Source organism: Roseateles sp. SL47 (assembly GCF_026625885.1).
In the GTDB taxonomy this organism is placed as follows: Bacteria; Pseudomonadota; Gammaproteobacteria; order Burkholderiales; family Burkholderiaceae_C; genus Roseateles.
On the sequence record NZ_CP113068.1, the window covers coordinates 4,962,777 to 4,980,090 of the forward strand.

Below are 17,314 nucleotides of genomic sequence, written 5' to 3' on the forward strand. Positions count from 1 at the left end.
CTCAAGGCTCAGTTTACGGAGCCCTTCATCGGCATCCCCTGAAAACAAATTAAGCGCGCCGCTTGACCATACGAAGCGGCGCGCTTAATATTTATCCATCGCAACCATGGGAGGTTCCGAGCGATGGACCGAATGACCTACAGCGCAGAGAAGGAACTGGCAGACGCCACGGCCGAACTGGCCCACGTACTGAACCAGGAAGTCTTCAATGACCCGTTCCCGGTGGCCCGCCGCGGCGTCGGCGTGCGGGGCAACCTCGCCGCCAAGCAGGCCGCCCAGCAGCGTGCGCACGAAAACACGCGCCGCATCAGCGAGCTGAAGGCCCGCATCAACGAACTGCGCACGCGGATCGAAGACCAGCACCTCGAAGCCATCAGTAACGCTAGCCTCTTGGAACGCATGGGCTCTGGCCGGGTTGCCGCCGAGGTCCTGCCCGATGTGGCCCGGGAGACAGCATGAGTACGGCCATTCATCGCTGCAAGGTGTGCAACACCACCACACGCGTGGAGTACCGCCGAGAAATGCGCCCCATCGGCTACGGTCGAAAGGAAGCGGTCTATTTCCGAGCGGCTGACGGGATACGCAATGTCCAACCTGTCGCATGCTGCGGCCGCATCACCGACTGGAACTTCCTCAAGGCCCATCTCAACCCGGCTGTGAAGTGCGACGCCCGTTGCACCGATGCCAAAGGCTTCAAGTGCGAGTGCAGTTGCGGTGGGGAACACCACGCCAAGGGTGGCATGTTCATGAACCTTCTGGAGGCAGCATGAAGCAGCCCCACAACAGACCACCCGTGCTGAGTCGGGCCTGCGCCGTGGCAGACGACTACATCGAAGCTGGCAGCGCTTGCAGCGAGTTCCTAACTCCCGAGGACGCTTCGGTCACCCCGCCAGCTGGCTGGGGTATCTGGACCGTCCTGGCCATCACAGGCGGCATCGGCTTCGTCTGTCTCCTGGCGCTGCACTTCTGCCTGCGCCTGGCTGACCTCGTCACCAAGGTGCCGCAATGAAGCTCGACGAAGTTGCAGAACAGGCCATTTCTCAGCTGAGCGCGGGCGCTGCGCTGGTCATCGCCGTGCTGGCGGTACTGAGCGCAGCTCTCCCTGCCCTTCTCGCCTAACCAGTTTCGGGGCCGGCCGGCCTCTCCCTCCTCCCTTGCTCCGCGGGCTCCTCCCTCCCGCGCGCCGCGCCGGCACCACCTTTCTCCGGAGACCACCTTGTCACTGCTCTCAATCTTCCGAGGCGACCCCGTCGAAGACCGGATCGCCGACATCAAGAAGGCAGGCACCGCCTTCGCCGACTCGTCCGCGCTGCTCATCGAAAAGGTGATCACCCGCATCGAGTCCATCACCCCCACACGGGAGTTCTTCGGCGACCGGGTGGCAGAAGCGGCCGCAGTCCGCCGCCTGACGCTGGAATCACTGAACCGCCAACTGGCCGCCGCCCGGATGCGCGAGAAAGCACCCACCCTGACGATCCACGAAGCCAGCGGCGCCACCACGGTACTCCCCCTCAACCCGAACAGCCTGCCCACGTTGAAGCTGGGAACGATCCAGGAACGCCTGGGCATCGCCGTGACTGAAGCCTTCCTGATGGAACGCGGCTTCAAGGCAACCCACGAGCGTGGCGCCCGGCTGTATCACGAGTCGCAGTTCTATGCGATCTGCAGCGCCGTCGCCAGCCACGCCCACACCGTGGCAGCTCGGCATCACCTGCGGAGCGGATCATGAGTGACTTCTTCGCACCCATGACCACCCACATTGCTAAGACGGCACGCACGTGCATCTGGTGCGGGGAGCGTCTCACGGTTGGCCAGCCGTACTGCCGCCAGTCCGGCGTCTGGGACGGTCAATTCTTCACGAGCCGGTATCACCCCGAATGCTGGGACGCCCTCGGCGAGCAGGATGACCCCGAGTTCACACCTCATGAAAACGAGCGCCCGCTTTCGTCCGCAGAGGCCGAGTACCGGTCGTGGGACTGTGCAGCGCTCTTCCAAGCGAGCCTCCTATGAGTCGAAAGCGCACCGCTCATGTGCCCACCCCGTTTGTGGGCGATTTCCAGGACCACTTGACCTTCAACGGTCGGCCGCCCCGCACCCTGGCAGAGCTCCAGTTCGCGAAGGCGGAATACGAGCACCGCCAGCGCGCCGCCGAGATCCGAGCTCTTTCCAAAAAGCTCGCTCTCCTGGACCCATTCGTGGAGCCGATCCTGAAGGCAGGCATCCGCCTGTCCTATCGCGACCTCAGTTCTGCCGACCACGGCAAGGTCATCCGAGTTCAGCCGGTATACACGGTGCCAGGTCGCGACAGGAAGTTGTACGAGATCCTGATCGCGCTGGGCTTCAAGGAGGTCGAGCGGAAGGACTGGGGCTTGAACAACCTCTTGGTGACCTTGAAGCACGGCCGTGCCCTGTTGGTGCGGATCGAGATTCCGGGGCCAGCGATGGAGACAGCATGCGCGAGCTGATCACCGCCACCACCGTTGTTCTGTCCGCAGTGCTCGCGATGATGCTCATGCTGCTGCCACACCCACGTGCTCTTGCGAACCGATCATTCCTCCCCGTTTGTCGGGACCGTGACGCCATAACGGACGACCTGCGCAGCCGTCTTGATGATGTCGTGATTCAACTTCGACAGCGTGACAAACCTGGAGACTTCAGTTGCATTTCCTCCAAGCTGCCGATGTATGTTTTGGAGCGTTGCGTTGGCAATGCTCTGAAGTTCAAGCAGGGCATTCAGTCGATCAATGGGCAGAAGATCAAGACGGATCAAGGCCGCCTGCTGAATGAGCATTTTCAGCTTCTCTCGGCAAGTGAGAAGGGCATTTCGCCGAACGACTTGGCTTTCAAGGGTCAGTCGCAAGGAGAGTCCTTCGAGCCTCAAGGCGAAGTGCTCAGCGACGTTGATAGCTTCCTTCCGAGCAGCGCGTCCTTGGTTCCAAGGCACCCAGATGGCGATAAGCACCGAAACCGTAGCACCAACGGCCTGCGCCCATCCCGACCACTCGGCCTTCGACATGCAGGTACTCCAATGCTGGAAGCCCAGCAGGCAGAACTCCGGGACGTCCATGTGTCAGAGTTTCCCCAGCCGCACGCGGTCGCCCAGATCGGTCAGCCAGCGCCGGCCGTCCTCACGGATGCCGGTGGTCAGGCACTTGTCCTGCAGCCGCTGCTGCATCTCCTCCCCAACGACCTTGCCGCCAACAGCCTGGGGGATGAAGTAGAGCGCAGCGCGCTCCTCTGGAGTGATGTCACCCGGCACAGTCATTCGATTCGTTCCTTAAGGTATGGCCAGGCCGCCAGAGCCAACGCTCCTAGCGCAATCACTGCGGAGGCGAAGGCCCACGTTGCGGAGCGCTTGGCCGCTTGGGCGGACACCACCGAGGCACTTGCTGATTGCTCGGCAGCGTCAACGGCCCTTCGATCCAGAGCCAAGCGCTGTGCCTCTAGGCGCTCCTGGGCAAGCTCCTTCTGCTGCTTTACCCAGTTCTCAGCAATCTGTGAAGCGGGGAATGAGAACGTCCTCCCCTCCACAAGCAGCCGCTCAATCTCCTGGACCGACTTGCCGACCACGAATTGGTCGAAGTCCTTGTCGTCCCAGACCGATGTCCCGCCCAGGACCATCCCTTTGGAAATGCCTTTGACCATCCCCGCAGCCTCCACAAGCACGGATCGGATTCTATTCAGCGTCGAAGGGTTGCAACCCACCCGGGCAGGGGGCCAGTGATGGGCCGCCTCGCCCGCATCGCCATGGTGCCGGTGCTGTTGGTCTTCCTGGCCGTTGGCTTGGTGGTGATCGGCTGCATCTGCGCCTGGGAAATTCTCAAGACAGTTGGAGAAAAGCCATGAACGCCGTCTCCAACTGCGCAGCCCTCAACCAGGCCAAGGCCCACGGCGCGGAGCTGGACTTCTGGGCCAACCCGGCACCCCGGTGCCCGCACTGTGGCAAGACTAGCCACATCTCCGACAACGACTGGTGGCGCCTCTATGAAGAAGGCACCCACGACGTCGCCTGTCCCAGCTGCGATCAGGACTTTTCCGTCCGGACCAGCGTTTCCTATTCCTTCAGCACGGATCAACAACCATGACAGCACACACCACCCGCCGTCGGGACATCCGCGCCTGTCGCCGCGACAAGCGCCGCCCCTGGACGCTCCAATCCAGGGACAGCGTCCAGCAGGAGCAGCAGGACCGCTTGACGGCTGCATTCGACCAACTCGAGCACGAGCGGGCCCTGCAGACCCAAAGGGGCCTGAAATGAATGCGCAGGCATCAACCGACCCGCAAGTTGTGGTGAGCACCGCCCCGGCATGCATTTACCTGCTGGTCAGCGATGACCCTGAGCACCGCGGCAAGCCCTTCCCCAAGAATCCAGACGGCGACGAAGTGACCTGGTGCCCTGAGCCGGTGCTTGAATGCAACGTGGCCTACCTTCGCGCGGATGTCGCCACCCAAGAAGCGCAAGCCTTGCGAAGGCTCCTCCAGAGTCGAGATTCCGTCATAGTGGACGTTGCGAAGCAGCGCGACACCTGGGCGGCGGCTGCCAGATCGATCAAGTTCCAGGAGCGGGTTGCGCCGTGGATGGAAGCGTGCTTCGGCAGGGAGATTTCCGGAGACACAGAGGAACGGAACCACCGTTTTCTGGAGGAGGCGCTCGAGCTGGTGCAAGCATGCGGCTGCACCCAGATCGAGGCCCACCAACTGGTCGACTATGTCTACGGCCGCCCGTCGGGCGACAAGGCACAGGAAGTCGGGGGAGTGATGGTCACACTCGCCGCGTTGTGCCTGGCCCAGGCGATCGACATGCACTTGGCCGGCGACGTTGAGCTGGCGAGGATCTGGGGAAAGGTCCATGCCATTCGTGCCAAGCAGGCCGCCAAGCCCAAGCATTCGCCCCTGCCCGACCCGTCGGGGACGGAGGACTCCCATGTCCGCTGATCGAGCCCAGGTGCACCAGGTCGCCCGGGTCGGCGACACCATCACCGCCAAGGTGCGGCATCCCCACCCGGCCACGCTCCGCATCACCCTGACCAATGAACGCTGCCTGGCCTATGCCAACAAGCTGCTGCGGAACCCGGCCAGTGGCTGGACTCTGGAGCGCACAACGGGGAGTCAGTCATGACAGTCAGGCTCGTCCAATTCAAAGACACCGCTGATGTTGCCCCCTGCCCGAGCTGTGGAAACAAAACCGACTTCTCCATCCACTCGGAGCGGTGCGCTGAGGACTGCTGCGAAGTCTGGGCCCGCTGCAGCTGTGGCTACCAAATGGAGTCTGGCGACCGCTTGGAGGACGTCTGGGGCGGCTGCGACAACGAAAACGTAATGGCCGCCATCATCTGCTGGAACGACGCTATCCGCTCGCAACAGCCAGCCGCGCAGGCCGCAGAAAGGACAGCATGAGTGCAATCATCTCTCCCTGTGGTCTGTTCCGGTTCGAGCTGGAGCGCGAGGTTCAAGAGCATGGAATCGTGGCGGCGCTGTTCGGCGTCAACCCATCAACGGCCGACGCGACCACAAACGATCACACCATCCGCAAGGATCTCGGCTTCGCCCGGGTGCACGGCTGGAGCCGGATCATCAAGGGCAACGTCTTCCCTTTTCGTGCCACCGACGTGAACGAGCTCCGCCGCGTCGCAGACCACCGCCTGGAGGAGAACGCGGAACACCTCCGCGCCATCGCGGCGAAGGCGGACATCCTGGTCCCATGCTGGGGCCGCCGCACCAAGTTGCCCAAAGAGCTGCGCCCGCAGCTCGCGGTGACGCTGGAGCTCCTGCGCGCCACCGGCAAGCCCATCTTCACCTTTGGCTTCACCGCGTGCGGTGAGCCCGTCCACCCCCTCATGCTGGGCTACGACACGCCCCTCACCGCCTGGAGTTTGTCTTGAGCATCTACACCCTCAACACGGATTCGATCCTGGAAGCAGCCGTGCGGGCCGGCGCTACGCACAACAACGGCGCTGAAGGCCAGTTCCTCATCTGCGCCACCGAGAAGCAGCTGCGCCGCTTCGCCAGCACGCTGACCAGCCTGGAAGACCTGCGCACCGCGCTGCTCAACCCGCCGCCGGTGGCGCGCGACGAGAACGGCTACTGGACCAATCCGGCCCTGCCCGACGTGGACGAGTCGGTGAACCTGCGGCTGCTCTGCGAGGCGTTCGGTCTGGACTTCGCCGTGGAATGGGCCGAAAGCCAGGTTAGCGAGGAACGATGGGAGGCCTGGTCCAACGGAGCGGAGCATCTTGCCGATTGGAACCCCGAGCCGCCGGCTGGGGATGGGTGGGTGCTGCTGAGCATTCATGACACCGAGGACGGCCCGGTTGCACTCTATGTGCGGCAAATGCCTCGTGAGCCCGAATCAATTGGCAGGACCAAGTCCATGACGGCTGAAGAGATGCGCCCGCACTTTGAATGGTGGTACACGACGCGAGGCGTTTACGCACCTATTGGCTCAAGGGAGTGTGCGGCTGCCTGGGGCGCTTGGCTGGCGAGCGGCCACTACACCGCGCCGGGTGGTTGGAAGGTGTCGCCAATGCCTTGGGGGCTGCGAGAAGCCGCCTCGCCCGCACAGCCGGTGGTGGCGGTGACGGATTCCGAAATCGATGCTTTGATCGGTGAGCCCGACACCCACTGCCTGGACGAAGACCACCAGCCGCCACGCGACGTGTGGAGTTACAGCAAGGGCGCGGTGCGCCAAGCAGTCTGCGCAGCCCGGGCAGCTACTGCAAAGTCCGATGCCCTTCATGAGCGTCTGTCAGAGCGCGAGGCGCTACTTTCGAGCCTGGAAGAGCTAACGCGAAAGCATCAATACCACCTTGAGCGATCCGCCCAGCGTTCACAGCGCCTGTGGCAATGGGCCCATGAGGAGCTAACCGAGCCGCTGAAGACACGCTATTTCAATATCGTCGCCAATGGAACCGCAGACGTAATGGAATCGCCGACCTATGCCCAGCAGTACAACCTCCTCCGTCACCGGCTGGACGAATGCGCAGACGTACTGTCTTGGCTGTATGCATCGCTTCCGATGAATGCGCAGGACACCCAAAGGGTCGGCCGGATCCTAGGTAGGGCCCGGGCCGCCCAATCGATCTTCCCGGCTACATTCACGCCCCCGCCAACTTCCCCTGCACCTGATGCTCCGGAGCGAAACCATGGCTGAGCGCAGCCGCCCAATCCCCCCCGACCTCACACGCGAGGAGGTCGACGAAATTTGCCACCCGCTTGTCCAGAATGCTGCCAAGGTGCGGTTCCTCCGGGGCATGGGTATCAAGGTTGAGCAGCGCCCGGACGGCAGTCCACTGGTCAGCCGGGAGCACTATGTTCAGGTCAGACAGCGTGCAGCCAGCGCCGGCAGCCAACTGATGGACGATGCCGCGGTAACCAGCGACGGGCCTGCCTGGGGCGTCCATTGATGGCGCGCGCTCGCGACAAGCACTCCCAGATCACCCTGGGGCTGCTGCCCAGGATGGAGGCACGGCCGCGTAAGAACGGCTTCACCTTTCGATACCACCCTGTGGGCGGCAAGCCGATCAACCTGGGTCATGATCGAATCAAGGCGCTCAGACGGGTGCTGGATCTCACTGGCCAACTCGATGAGACCGGCACCCTGAAATGGGTCTGGGAGCGCTTCACGGACGATGATCGCCCCTCTCCACGATGGAAGAAACTCAGCGAGGGCACCAGGAAGGACTACGCCTTGGCCTGGAAGGAGATCTCCAAGACGTTCGGCAAGATGCTGATCAGCCAGATCGACGCCCCAATGGTTGCCCGTTATGTGCACATCGAACGGGCGTCCTCTCCCCGGCGGGCCGACATCGAGAAGACTGTGCTTTCCAACCTCTTCAAATACGGCATCACCCTGGGCGTCTGTAAGCTCAACGCGACGATTGGGGTTGAGCCGCACGGGTCTGAGCCTCGGACGGCACGTCCCTTGGACCAGGTACTCAAGAGGTTCCTTGCATGGCTGGATGAGCAGACGCCACAGCGTCGCATCATCGGTATGGCGGCGGAGTTCTCCAGCTTGGCCGGCAACCGTCAGGTGGAATTTCGCCCTCTCACCTGGCCCCAGATCGACCGGGCCAAAGGAGAGATTCGAACGTTTCGAGCAAAGCAACGCGGCAAGCGCCGGGAGCAGATTGTTGAAGTCATCAGCATTACCACTGCCATGGGGAGGCTGCTAGATCGCCTCGAAGCTGTCCGCGTCGATCGCGAGTGCCTGTATGTCTTCCCGACCCGGGACCGCAACCAATACACGGCCAGAGGATTCCAGACGCTCTGGAACCGGTCAGTGCACGCCGCCATGGAAGCCGGTGCACTGAAGCCCGAAGACCGGTTCACCTTCCATGACCTTCGGGCGTACTACGTCACTGTCCACAAACAGCAGACAGGGGACTTGCCCGACATTCACAAGAACAAAGCGACCACCGCTCGCGTCTACGACCGCAACACCGAGGTGCCTCGCTCCTCCCTGAAGTAAGACGCGCAACGGTGTCCGATAGCATCCGCACCGCCCGCCATGGCCCCTTCCCAGGGGCTATTTTTTTGGTTGAACCCCGACCCGGCGATCCTTCATATTCCCATTTCGGGAATATGAGGCCAATTTCCGCCTACTTTTGAGGCACAAACGAAAACGCCGACAAGCAACTAAGTACTTGTCGGCGTTCGCTTTATCCGGTGGGGTGGCTGATGGGACTCGAACCCACGACGACCAGAATCACAATCTGGGACTCTACCAACTGAGCTACAGCCACCGGCGAAGAAAAAGATTATGGCTCAGATTTCTCTCTGTAGGAAGCTTCTTTCGAAGATTTTCAAAAAAATTTTTGAGCCATTCCGAACTTGCTGGGTATCGACCGCGCAGCCGCTCACTGAGCCGCTGAGGCAGCAGCTTCCGAAGCCGCCAATGACTTCTGCACGGCAGGCTTGATCGACGCCTTGTATTCCGTCTTCAGCGCGTTATAGAACGACATCATTTCAGCCGCAGCCCAGGTCTGCGCGTACTGGTCCGCTGCGCGCTTGGCATCGATCAGCGCGGGGTCGCGCGGCAGCACCTTGTTGATACGCACCACCAGGTATTGGCCGTCGCCAGCATCCACCCCCACAAACGCGGGCAGCTTGGCAGCATCGGCACGCAGCACCTGCTCCAGCACCTTGCCTTGCAGGCCGGACGGCTTGGCACGCGACACGACCACGGCCTCACCCAGGCCCTTCGCATCACCACCCTTTTGCAGCTCAGCCAGACGCTCCTGGCCAGCCTTCATGGCGGCTTCCTTGGCATGCTGCTGCACCCAGGCCGCAGCCACCGCAGGCTTCACATCGGCCAGCGCCGGGGTGCGGCTCGGATGGTGAGCCACCACGCGGGCCGACACCAGCTGGCTCGACCCCGTTTCCACTGCAGCCGTGTTGCGCTTGTTGTTGAGCGTGTCGCTGCTGAACACTGCATCCAGCAGCTTGCTCGACGCCAGCACGCCAGTCGCATCCGTGGCCGGCTTGCGCTGCACTATGGCCTTCTGGATGGTCAGCTTGAACTTGTCGGCGGCCGGCTTGAGGCTGTCGCTCTGCTCGTACACGGTATTGCCGAAGTCGTCGGCAATCTCGGTATAACGCTTTTGCGCCAGCTCCTTGCGCAGCACCGCTTCAATTTCGGGGCGCACTTCTTCCAGCGGACGCAGCTTGCCACCGCGAATACCGGTGAGCTTGATGATGTGGAAGCCAAAGTCCGACTCCACCACATCGCTGATGTCGCCTTCCTTCATGGCGAATGCGGCGTCCTGGAACGGCTTGACCATGGCACCTTCACCAAAGAAGTCCAGATCACCACCGCGCACCGCAGAGCCTGCATCGTCCGAATTCTTCTTGGCCAGCTCCGCGAAACCCGCCGGGTTCTTGCGCGCCTCGGCCACCAGCGATTCCGCCTTGGCCTTCGCCTTGGCCTTGTCAGCCGCCGACATGTCCGGGGTCACCTTCACCAAAATATGGCTGGCGCGACGTTCTTCCGGTGCCTTGAAGTTCTTTTCGTTCTGCTTGTAATAGCCCTCAACATCCGCCGGATTGAGCGTGACGCTGCCGGTCAGCGAACCTTGGTCCAGCACGACATATTCGATGTCGGCGGTTTCCGGCTGCAGGAACTTGCTGGAGACCTTGGAGTCCTTGTAGAAGGCTTCCAGATCAGCATCGGTGGGCTTCAGCGCGGCTGCAAATTCGCGAATGTCAAAACGCTGAACCTGCACCTCACGCTGCTGCAGCAGCGCGTCAAAAGCCAAGCCCGCGCTGGATTGCGTCGGCAAGGCGCTATTGGCAATCGGGCCCAGCACCTGGTTGGACAGGGCGCCTTGGCGCACACGCACCAGCAAGCCGTCGGTCGTCAAACCAATGGACGCCAGCATTTCCTTGCGGAACTTGCCCTGCTCGTCATAAAGAAATGCGAATTGAGGGTCGTTGCTGATGATGTCCAGCAGTTGCTGGTCGCTCAGGCTGCGATGCTCTTTCTCGATGGCCACGGCAATGACTCGGTCGCGCAGCACCGTCTCCAGCACCTGCTTGCGCATTTCCGGGGTGTCAAACAGCTTCGGGTCGACATTGGGCGCCTGCTGGCGCATGCGCTCCTGCTGGTCTCGCACCGCCGCATCCCATTCGGTCTGCGTGATCTTGCGATCGCCCACAGCAGCAACAGCGGAATTGCTGCCGTCCATGAAGCGGCTATAGCCCTCGACCCCCACCAGCACGAAAGACGGCAGGATCACCAACAGCAACAGGAACTGCAACAGTCGCGTGTGCTTGCGAACGAAATCAAACATCAACAACCTCAGATGAGCCTTGCGCACATACGACAAAGGCGAACCTCGGTTCGCCTTTGCGCTGCGGCATTTTAGCCTCGGGATTGGTGGGCGCTGACGGTCTCGAACCGCCGACCTACTCCGTGTAAAGGAGCCGCTCTACCAACTGAGCTAAGCGCCCGAGGATTCTGTCCCCACCCTGCTTTCACAGGAGCCGGGGGGCGAAGCCTACCAGAAACTGGAGGCCTCAAAAACAAACGGCTCGCCCAAATCGTGGCAAACCGTCAATGGATCAGTTCACCGCGTCCTTCAAGGCCTTGCCAGGACGGAACTTCGGAACCTTGGCCGACTTGATCTTGATCGTGTCACCGGTGCGCGGATTGCGACCGCTGCGGGCCGCACGCTTGCTGACACTGAAGGTGCCAAAGCCCACCAGCGACACCGTGCCGTTTTTCTTCAGCGTGGTTTTCACACCGCCAATCAAGGCTTCCAGCGCACGCCCAGCAGCGGCCTTGGAAATATCCGCCTGCTTGGCAATGTGCTCGATCAATTCGGACTTGTTCACGAAGGTACCCCCTCTATGGTTTCAACGCGAGGGACGCCACCTTGGCGGCCGCCGCACGACCCGATCCGGTTGCGCCACACAGGATGCAGAGGGGAAAAACTCTCCATGCCCCGTTGATGGCGCGGGAAGCGGATTCTAGACGGATTCATCTGCGCACCCGATCAGGGAAAAGTCCCGATATAAAGGGAGGCAGGGCCGGTCGCCCATGCACATGCACATGCCCATGCGCAGGCCCGATGGATCAGCGCACCTTGGCCCGGATTTCGGGCAGCGCCTTTTGCAAGTAATACACCATCGACCAGATGGTCAGCACCGCAGCCAGATAAATCAGCCAGGTGCCCCACAGCCGGGTATTGATGAGGCCAAACACCACACCGTCATACAACAGGAACGGGATGGCCACCATCTGCACCGTGGTCTTGAGCTTGCCCAGCATATGGACCGCCACCGACCGCGATGCGCCGATTTGCGCCATCCATTCACGCAGCGCGGAAATGGCAATTTCCCGCCCCACAATGACCAGCGCCACCAGCGCGTCCACCCGCTGCTGCTCCAGCAACACCAGCAAGGCGGCGCACACCAGGAATTTGTCCGCCACCGGATCCAGGAAGGCACCGAAGGACGACGTCTGGTTGAGCTTGCGCGCCAGATAGCCATCCGCCCAATCGGTCAGCGCCACCAGAATGAAGAGCACGGTGGCCATCAGGTTCTGATGCGCAGGCGCGATCTGCAAATGAAACAGCCCCACGATCAGTGGGATGGCCACGATGCGGGCCCAGGTCAACAAGGTTGGCAGGGTCAGGAACATGGTTGGGATTGTGCCCACCTTTTGGGGTCGCACGCCCCGATCTTGCGGGATTGAGTGCAATCAATTCCTGCAGACCTGCAGCACTCAGTCCAGCGTGCGAGGTTTGAAGCGCCGGTCGTTGTTGAAGAGGAAGACCTCATTGAACTTCCAGGGGTGGGGCAGATGGCTCACATCCCCATACGGGGCCGCCCTGCGCACCGCCGCCATCGCCAGCTCGATGGTGTCCACCGCCTGCCCGGGCCGACGCAGCACGCGGATGTTGCGCACCGAACCATCGCGGTTGAGCTCCACCTCCAGCACCGGAATGGCCAGCAGCACGGCCGGGACCTCCCCCATGTAGGTGGCATCCGGATTGGCGGCCACCAGGCGCAGCGCCGCCTGATGGCGCAGCTCTTCGTGGGTGGACACCGCATGCGGCGGCTCCAGGCGCCCCTGGCTGTTCACCAAGGCCGTCGGCGCCTCGGGGCCCTGCACAGGCCCCTGGGCGGGCGCCGCAGGGCGTGCGGGCTGGGCACTCACAGTCGAGGGGGCTGCCGGCACGCGCGGCGACGGACCGCCGCACCCAGCCATGACCACCGTCAACCCGAGCGACGCAGCCCAGCGCAGCCCCACCCGTGCCACGCCACTGGATCGCGACATCGGCACCAACACCGGACGCCCCACCGGACCGTTGGCAGCCCCCTGCACCACCCCATGCGACCAGAGGGAAAAAGCGCCAGCGCAGGCAGATTTCGGTTGATTCATGCTCGACAGTTCCATCGTCCGCCCATCAATGCAGGGCACGGTAAATCTCTTCAGCCAGTTCGCGGGACACACCCTTCACGCTGGCCAGCTCTTCGATGCTGGCACCGGCCACGCCGCGCACCCCACCAAAGCGTTGCAGCAGTTGCGCCCGCTTCTTTGGCCCGACACCCGGCACATCCTCCAGACGCGAAGACCCGGTGCGCACCGATGCACGCTTGGCCCGCATGCCGGTGATGGCAAAGCGGTGGGCCTCGTCCCGGATCTGCGCCACCAGCATCAGGGCGGCGGAATCACGCCCCAGATAGACCTTCTCGCGCCCGTCGGCAAACACCAGCTCCTCCAGGCCGACCTTACGGCCTTCGCCCTTCTCCACACCCACGATCAGCGACAGGTCCAGGCCCAGCTCCTCGAAAACTTCACGCGCCATCGACACCTGGCCTTTGCCACCGTCCACCAGCACCAGGTCGGGCAGGCGCCCAGCACCATTCTGAGCAGCTTCCGCCATGCGGCTGTAACGACGTGTCAGCACCTGTCGCATGGCCGCGTAGTCATCCCCCGGTGTGATGCCTTCGATGTTGAAACGGCGGTACTGGCTGCTTTGCATCTGATGCGCTTCGAACACCACGCAGGACGCCTGCGTGGCTTCGCCAGCGGTATGGCTGATGTCAAAACACTCGATGCGGAACTTGTCCAGGTCGGTGATGCTGAGGTCCAGCGCATCCACCAGCGCCCGGGTACGAGCCTGCTGCGACCCTTCTTCGGACAACAGGCGGGCCAATGCCAGCTCGGCACCCTTGGCGCACATCTCCTGCCAGATCCGGCGCTGGCCGCGTGGCTGGGCCTGGGTGGTCACCCGATAACCGGCCTGGTTGCTCAAGGCCTCGGCGAGTGCCGGGTCCACGGCATGGGACAGCACCAGCAGCGACGGCACCGGCGCTTCCAGATAGTGCTGCGCAATAAACGCCTCCAGCACCTGGCGCTCAGCGCTCGGCGGGCCCTCACCTTCCACCGGCACCAGCTCATCGTCATCCACCAGCGAGACGGCCGTCGCGTCTTCCACATGCTTGGGGAAGTAGGCCCGGTCGCCCAGATGCCGCCCCCCACGCACCATGGCCAGGTTCACGCAGGCGCGCCCCCCCTGCAGGCGCACCGCCAGGATGTCCACATCGCGGTCCCGGCCGGTGGCGCTGTTTTCATCCACCGCCTGCTGCTGCAGTACCTTGGACAGCGCCGAAATCTGATTGCGCAGTTCGGCCGCCTGCTCATATTCCATGCGCTCGGCGTGGGCCATCATCTGCGCCTGCAGGCCGTCCATCACCTCCTGGGTCTCGCCCAGCAGGAAACGCTCCGCATGACTGACGTTGCGGGCGTAGTCCTCCGTCTGCCCTTCCGGCACACAGGGGCCGGAACAGCGGTGGATCTGGTACAGCAGGCAGGGCCGACTGCGGTTGTTGAAGACCGTGTCCTCACAGGTGCGCAACCGGAAGACCTTCTGCAGCAACTGGATGGATTCCTTCACCGCCCAGGCGCTGGGGAAAGGTCCGAAGTAACGATGCCGGCGGTCCACCGCCCCGCGGTAGTAGCTGATGCGCGGCCAGGCATGGCCGGACAAGCGCAGGTAGGGGTAGCTCTTGTCGTCGCGAAAGAGGATGTTGAAGCGCGGGTTCAGCGCCTTGATGAGGTTGTTTTCCAGCAGCAGCGCTTCGGCTTCGGTCCGCACCACCGTGGTTTCCAGCCGGGCGATACGCGCCACCATCATGCCGATACGGGTGCCGCCGTGGTCCTTCTGGAAGTAGCTGGAGACGCGCTTCTTCAGGTTGTTGGCCTTGCCCACATACAGCACATGGTCCTGGGCGTCGAAGTAGCGGTAGACGCCAGGCAGCGGCGGCAGCGCGGCCACCTCGGCGAGCACACGCTCGCGCACGTCACGGGCGGCGCGTTCCATGTCGCGCACGCGCAGCCCCTCGGCAGCCTCAATCGCCCGCCCCTGCTCGTTCCAGGTTTCGGCGTGCGAGGCCAGGGAGGGCGGTGCGGTGTCTTCGGCGCCGGCCTCAGACGGGCTGGCGGGATCGGAATGGGGACGGGACTCGGGGGCCGGCGCCGGGTGACCCGGGTCGGTCGGAATTGTGCTCATGGGCGGAATTGTGCCGCCGGATAATGAGGCATGGCCCACTCTCCAGATTTCCCGGCAGATTCCTCTTCTGAATCGCCAGCCAAACTTGCAGCTGCAGCAGCAGCCACTGACTCAAAGGCCGACTCAACAGCCGGATCAGCAGCCAGATCAGCAGCCAGATCAGCAGACGAGTCAGCAGCCGACTCAACCACTGACTCACAGACCGGCCCAACAGGCCATCCAGCCTCTCGCACCACCGCTGACAAGCCGCATGACTGGCTCCGTCAAGAAGCGTACACCGACGGTCCTGCAGGGTACGGAGCGGCCGGCACCCTGGCCGCCACACCAAGCGTCCCGCCTGCACTCCGCCGCTGGGACCTGTTCTGCCGCGTGATCGACAACCACGGCGATCTGGGCGTGTGCCTGCGCCTGGGCCGCGACCTGGTGTCACGCGGTGCGCAGGTGCGGATGTGGTGCGACGACCCGTCTGCGCTGCAATGGATGCAGCCCGGCCTGATGGCTGGCCTGGACATCCTCCCCTGGCCACCCGGCGCTGATTTCAGCGCCCCTGCGGACGTGGGCGATGTGGTGATCGAAGCCTTCGGCTGCGACCTGCCCGCCCCCTACCTGTCGGCCATGGCAGCCCGTCGCCGAGCGCCGGTCTGGATCAATCTGGAATATCTCAGCGCCGAACCGTATGTGGAGCGCAGCCATGGCCTGCAGTCGCCACAATTCAGCGGCCCGGCGAAGGGACTGAACAAGTGGTTTTTCTATCCCGGCTTCACTGGACGGACCGGCGGCTTGCTGCGGGAGCCCAGCTTGTTGGCACACCTCCACGCGCTGGACGCACCCACCACCCACGCCCCGCCGACGCCCGAAACCCTCAACGCCGCGCCGCCCCACTCGCCCAACTTCTCGCCCAACCCCGCCGCCATCCGCCCCCTCGCCGACAGACCTGCCCACGACAAACCCGCCCACAAGACGCCGGCCGATGACTGGCTTACCGCACACGGCTGGGCACCCCGGCCCGGCGAGCGCGTGCTGAGCCTGTTTGCCTACCCGCATGCGGCCTGGGACCACCTGCTGAACCGCTTGACTGGACCCTGGCTGCTGCTGCTCTGCCCGGGCGCTGCCCCACAGCAGGTACCGCCGCTGCTGCGCCCCGGTCAGCGCTGCATCGCCCTGCCCTACCTCAGCCAGACTGACTACGACCGGCTGCTGCAGTCCTGCGATTTCAATCTGGTTCGCGGAGAGGATTCCTTCGTCCGCGCCCAATGGGCCGGGCGGCCGATGCTCTGGCAGATCTACTTCCAGGACGACGGCGCCCACAGCCCCAAACTGCAAGCGTTTCTCGATCTGGCCTGGGCCGACGCCGCCCCGGGCACACGCGCCGCCTGGGCCTCCTTGCACCGAGCCTGGAACGGCCTTGGCGCCTGGGACGATGCGGCCGCCTCGGCCCTGGCCGACCTGGACGGCGCCCGCTTGCAAGCCGTGGCATGGCGTGCCAAATTGATGGAACAGCCCGATCTCGTCACCCAGCTCATGGGCTTTGCCTTGGGCAAGGCTGGGGTTTCGGGCTAGAATGCGAGGCTTTTCGCCGTTCAAACGGCCACCACACTGCCGGAGCAGTACGGATCTCGCCATCTCAGGAGCCCAGCCATCGATCCTTCATGGGTTTTTCTTGGCCACCTTCCTGAGCCGCACCCCAGAGACTGTCCCGGATCTATCCCGGAATCATCATGAAGATTGCTCAAGAAATTCGCGCCGGCAACGTGATCATGCACGGCAAGGACCCGATGGTCGTGCTGAAGACTGAATACAGCCGCGGTGGCCGCAATGCCGCCACGGTCCGTATGAAGCTGAAGAGCCTGCTGAACAATTCGGGCACCGAAGTCGTCTTCAAGGCCGACGACAAGATGGACCAGATCATCCTGGACAAGAAGGAGTGCACCTACTCCTACTTCGCCGACCCGATGTATGTGTTCATGGACACCGAGTACAACCAGTACGAAGTGGAAGCCGAAAACATGGGCGACGCCATCAACTACCTGCAAGACGGCATGGAAGTGGAAGTGGTGTTCTATGACGGCAAGGCCATCTCGGTGGAACTGCCCACCAGCGTGGTGCGCGAAGTGACCTGGACCGAGCCGGCCGTCAAGGGCGACACCTCCGGCAAGGTGCTGAAGCCTGCCAAGATCTCCACCGGTTTCGAAATCCCCGTGCCCATCTTCGTGGCCCAGGGCGACAACATCGAAATCGACACGCGGACCCACGAGTACCGCAAGCGCGTCTGATCTTCAGACCCGCTGGAGGCGCCG

General features: G+C 63.1%; 25 protein-coding genes and 2 tRNA genes. 17 read left to right on the forward strand and 10 right to left on the reverse strand.

Going from position 1 to position 17,314, the window contains the following annotated elements; all coding sequences use genetic code 11:
* Positions 1-123: 123 nt before the first annotated feature.
* From OU995_RS21375 to OU995_RS21400, 6 genes are all read left to right on the forward strand, one after another.
* Positions 124-459, forward strand: a complete 336-nt coding sequence (locus OU995_RS21375) for a hypothetical protein (protein WP_267832149.1) — start codon at positions 124-126, stop codon at positions 457-459.
* Complete coding sequence (locus tag OU995_RS21380; RefSeq protein ID WP_267832150.1) at positions 456-770, forward strand: hypothetical protein; 315 nt, start codon at positions 456-458, stop codon at positions 768-770. Before OU995_RS21375 ends, OU995_RS21380 begins: the two co-directional genes overlap by 4 nt.
* A complete protein-coding gene (locus tag OU995_RS21385; RefSeq protein ID WP_267832151.1) occupies positions 767-1,009 on the forward strand; it encodes a hypothetical protein in 243 nt (80 codons plus the stop codon). The genes OU995_RS21380 and OU995_RS21385 overlap by 4 nt, the downstream gene beginning before the upstream one ends.
* Positions 1,010-1,216: 207 nt before the next feature.
* Positions 1,217-1,729, forward strand: a complete 513-nt coding sequence (locus OU995_RS21390) for a hypothetical protein (protein WP_267832152.1) — start codon at positions 1,217-1,219, stop codon at positions 1,727-1,729.
* Entirely contained in the window at positions 1,726-2,010 is a 285-nt protein-coding gene (locus OU995_RS21395) for a hypothetical protein (RefSeq protein WP_267832153.1), read from the forward strand. The genes OU995_RS21390 and OU995_RS21395 overlap by 4 nt, the downstream gene beginning before the upstream one ends.
* Positions 2,007-2,465, forward strand: coding sequence for a hypothetical protein (locus tag OU995_RS21400; protein ID WP_267832154.1), 459 nt, complete (start codon positions 2,007-2,009; stop codon positions 2,463-2,465). The genes OU995_RS21395 and OU995_RS21400 overlap by 4 nt, the downstream gene beginning before the upstream one ends.
* An 83-nt stretch (positions 2,466-2,548) precedes the next feature.
* On the opposite strand, the gene OU995_RS21405 is transcribed toward OU995_RS21400, so the two are convergent.
* Genes OU995_RS21405 through OU995_RS21415 form a run of 3 tightly spaced genes read right to left on the reverse strand, consistent with a single transcriptional unit; the run spans position 2,549 to position 3,645 of the window.
* Positions 2,549-3,016, reverse strand: coding sequence for a hypothetical protein (locus tag OU995_RS21405; protein ID WP_267832155.1), 468 nt, complete (start codon positions 3,014-3,016; stop codon positions 2,549-2,551).
* 54 nt (positions 3,017-3,070) lie between these two features.
* Positions 3,071-3,265: a hypothetical protein gene (locus tag OU995_RS21410; protein WP_267832156.1), complete on the reverse strand. Its 195-nt coding sequence runs from the start codon at positions 3,263-3,265 to the stop codon at positions 3,071-3,073.
* The gene (locus tag OU995_RS21415; RefSeq protein WP_267832157.1) at positions 3,262-3,645 is read right to left on the reverse strand and encodes a hypothetical protein; all 384 of its coding nucleotides are present in this window, start codon (positions 3,643-3,645) and stop codon (positions 3,262-3,264) included. Before OU995_RS21415 ends, OU995_RS21410 begins: the two co-directional genes overlap by 4 nt.
* Before the next feature lie 78 nt (positions 3,646-3,723).
* Between OU995_RS21415 and OU995_RS21420 the strand changes: the two genes are divergently transcribed.
* The 9 genes from OU995_RS21420 (at position 3,724) to OU995_RS21460 (ending at position 8,467) form a co-directional block, all read left to right on the forward strand.
* On the forward strand, positions 3,724-3,846 hold the full coding sequence (locus OU995_RS21420; RefSeq protein WP_267832158.1) for a hypothetical protein: 123 nt from the start codon (positions 3,724-3,726) through the stop codon (positions 3,844-3,846).
* The gene (locus OU995_RS21425; RefSeq protein ID WP_267832159.1) at positions 3,843-4,085 is read left to right on the forward strand and encodes a hypothetical protein; all 243 of its coding nucleotides are present in this window, start codon (positions 3,843-3,845) and stop codon (positions 4,083-4,085) included. Before OU995_RS21420 ends, OU995_RS21425 begins: the two co-directional genes overlap by 4 nt.
* Positions 4,082-4,258: a hypothetical protein gene (locus OU995_RS21430; RefSeq protein WP_267832160.1), complete on the forward strand. Its 177-nt coding sequence runs from the start codon at positions 4,082-4,084 to the stop codon at positions 4,256-4,258. The genes OU995_RS21425 and OU995_RS21430 overlap by 4 nt, the downstream gene beginning before the upstream one ends.
* Complete coding sequence (locus tag OU995_RS21435) at positions 4,255-4,935, forward strand: hypothetical protein (RefSeq protein WP_267832161.1); 681 nt, start codon at positions 4,255-4,257, stop codon at positions 4,933-4,935. The genes OU995_RS21430 and OU995_RS21435 overlap by 4 nt, the downstream gene beginning before the upstream one ends.
* Complete coding sequence (locus OU995_RS21440) at positions 4,925-5,119, forward strand: hypothetical protein (protein WP_267832163.1); 195 nt, start codon at positions 4,925-4,927, stop codon at positions 5,117-5,119. Before OU995_RS21435 ends, OU995_RS21440 begins: the two co-directional genes overlap by 11 nt.
* A 274-nt stretch (positions 5,120-5,393) precedes the next feature.
* Complete coding sequence (locus tag OU995_RS21445) at positions 5,394-5,882, forward strand: DUF1643 domain-containing protein (protein WP_267832165.1); 489 nt, start codon at positions 5,394-5,396, stop codon at positions 5,880-5,882.
* Complete coding sequence (locus tag OU995_RS21450; protein ID WP_267832166.1) at positions 5,879-7,150, forward strand: hypothetical protein; 1,272 nt, start codon at positions 5,879-5,881, stop codon at positions 7,148-7,150. The genes OU995_RS21445 and OU995_RS21450 overlap by 4 nt, the downstream gene beginning before the upstream one ends.
* The gene (locus OU995_RS21455; protein WP_267832167.1) at positions 7,143-7,403 is read left to right on the forward strand and encodes a DUF4224 domain-containing protein; all 261 of its coding nucleotides are present in this window, start codon (positions 7,143-7,145) and stop codon (positions 7,401-7,403) included. The genes OU995_RS21450 and OU995_RS21455 overlap by 8 nt, the downstream gene beginning before the upstream one ends.
* Positions 7,403-8,467: a tyrosine-type recombinase/integrase gene (locus OU995_RS21460; protein ID WP_267832168.1), complete on the forward strand. Its 1,065-nt coding sequence runs from the start codon at positions 7,403-7,405 to the stop codon at positions 8,465-8,467. The genes OU995_RS21455 and OU995_RS21460 overlap by 1 nt, the downstream gene beginning before the upstream one ends.
* 198 nt (positions 8,468-8,665) lie before the next feature.
* Here the strand turns inward: OU995_RS21460 and OU995_RS21465 are convergent.
* The 7 genes from OU995_RS21465 to uvrC form a co-directional block, all read right to left on the reverse strand.
* A tRNA-His gene (locus OU995_RS21465) sits at positions 8,666-8,741 on the reverse strand.
* 114 nt (positions 8,742-8,855) lie between these two features.
* Entirely contained in the window at positions 8,856-10,787 is a 1,932-nt protein-coding gene (locus OU995_RS21470; RefSeq protein WP_267832169.1) for a peptidylprolyl isomerase, read from the reverse strand.
* Between the two features lie 84 nt (positions 10,788-10,871).
* A tRNA-Val gene (locus OU995_RS21475) sits at positions 10,872-10,947 on the reverse strand.
* Between the two features lie 111 nt (positions 10,948-11,058).
* Positions 11,059-11,331: an HU family DNA-binding protein gene (locus OU995_RS21480; protein ID WP_092946936.1), complete on the reverse strand. Its 273-nt coding sequence runs from the start codon at positions 11,329-11,331 to the stop codon at positions 11,059-11,061.
* Positions 11,332-11,572: 241 nt separating this feature from the next.
* The gene (pgsA, locus tag OU995_RS21485) at positions 11,573-12,139 is read right to left on the reverse strand and encodes a CDP-diacylglycerol--glycerol-3-phosphate 3-phosphatidyltransferase (protein WP_267832171.1); all 567 of its coding nucleotides are present in this window, start codon (positions 12,137-12,139) and stop codon (positions 11,573-11,575) included.
* Between the two features lie 84 nt (positions 12,140-12,223).
* Positions 12,224-12,883, reverse strand: a complete 660-nt coding sequence (locus OU995_RS21490) for an energy transducer TonB (protein ID WP_267832172.1) — start codon at positions 12,881-12,883, stop codon at positions 12,224-12,226.
* Between the two features lie 25 nt (positions 12,884-12,908).
* On the reverse strand, positions 12,909-14,828 hold the full coding sequence (gene uvrC / locus OU995_RS21495; RefSeq protein WP_267836326.1) for an excinuclease ABC subunit UvrC: 1,920 nt from the start codon (positions 14,826-14,828) through the stop codon (positions 12,909-12,911).
* 546 nt (positions 14,829-15,374) lie between these two features.
* Between uvrC and OU995_RS21500 the strand changes: the two genes are divergently transcribed.
* Together OU995_RS21500 and efp are read left to right on the forward strand one after the other, a co-directional pair.
* The gene (locus tag OU995_RS21500) at positions 15,375-16,577 is read left to right on the forward strand and encodes an elongation factor P maturation arginine rhamnosyltransferase EarP (RefSeq protein WP_420714899.1); all 1,203 of its coding nucleotides are present in this window, start codon (positions 15,375-15,377) and stop codon (positions 16,575-16,577) included.
* A 158-nt stretch (positions 16,578-16,735) separates the two neighbouring features.
* Positions 16,736-17,290: an elongation factor P gene (efp, locus tag OU995_RS21505; RefSeq protein ID WP_058934835.1), complete on the forward strand. Its 555-nt coding sequence runs from the start codon at positions 16,736-16,738 to the stop codon at positions 17,288-17,290.
* Positions 17,291-17,314 lie beyond the last annotated feature (24 nt).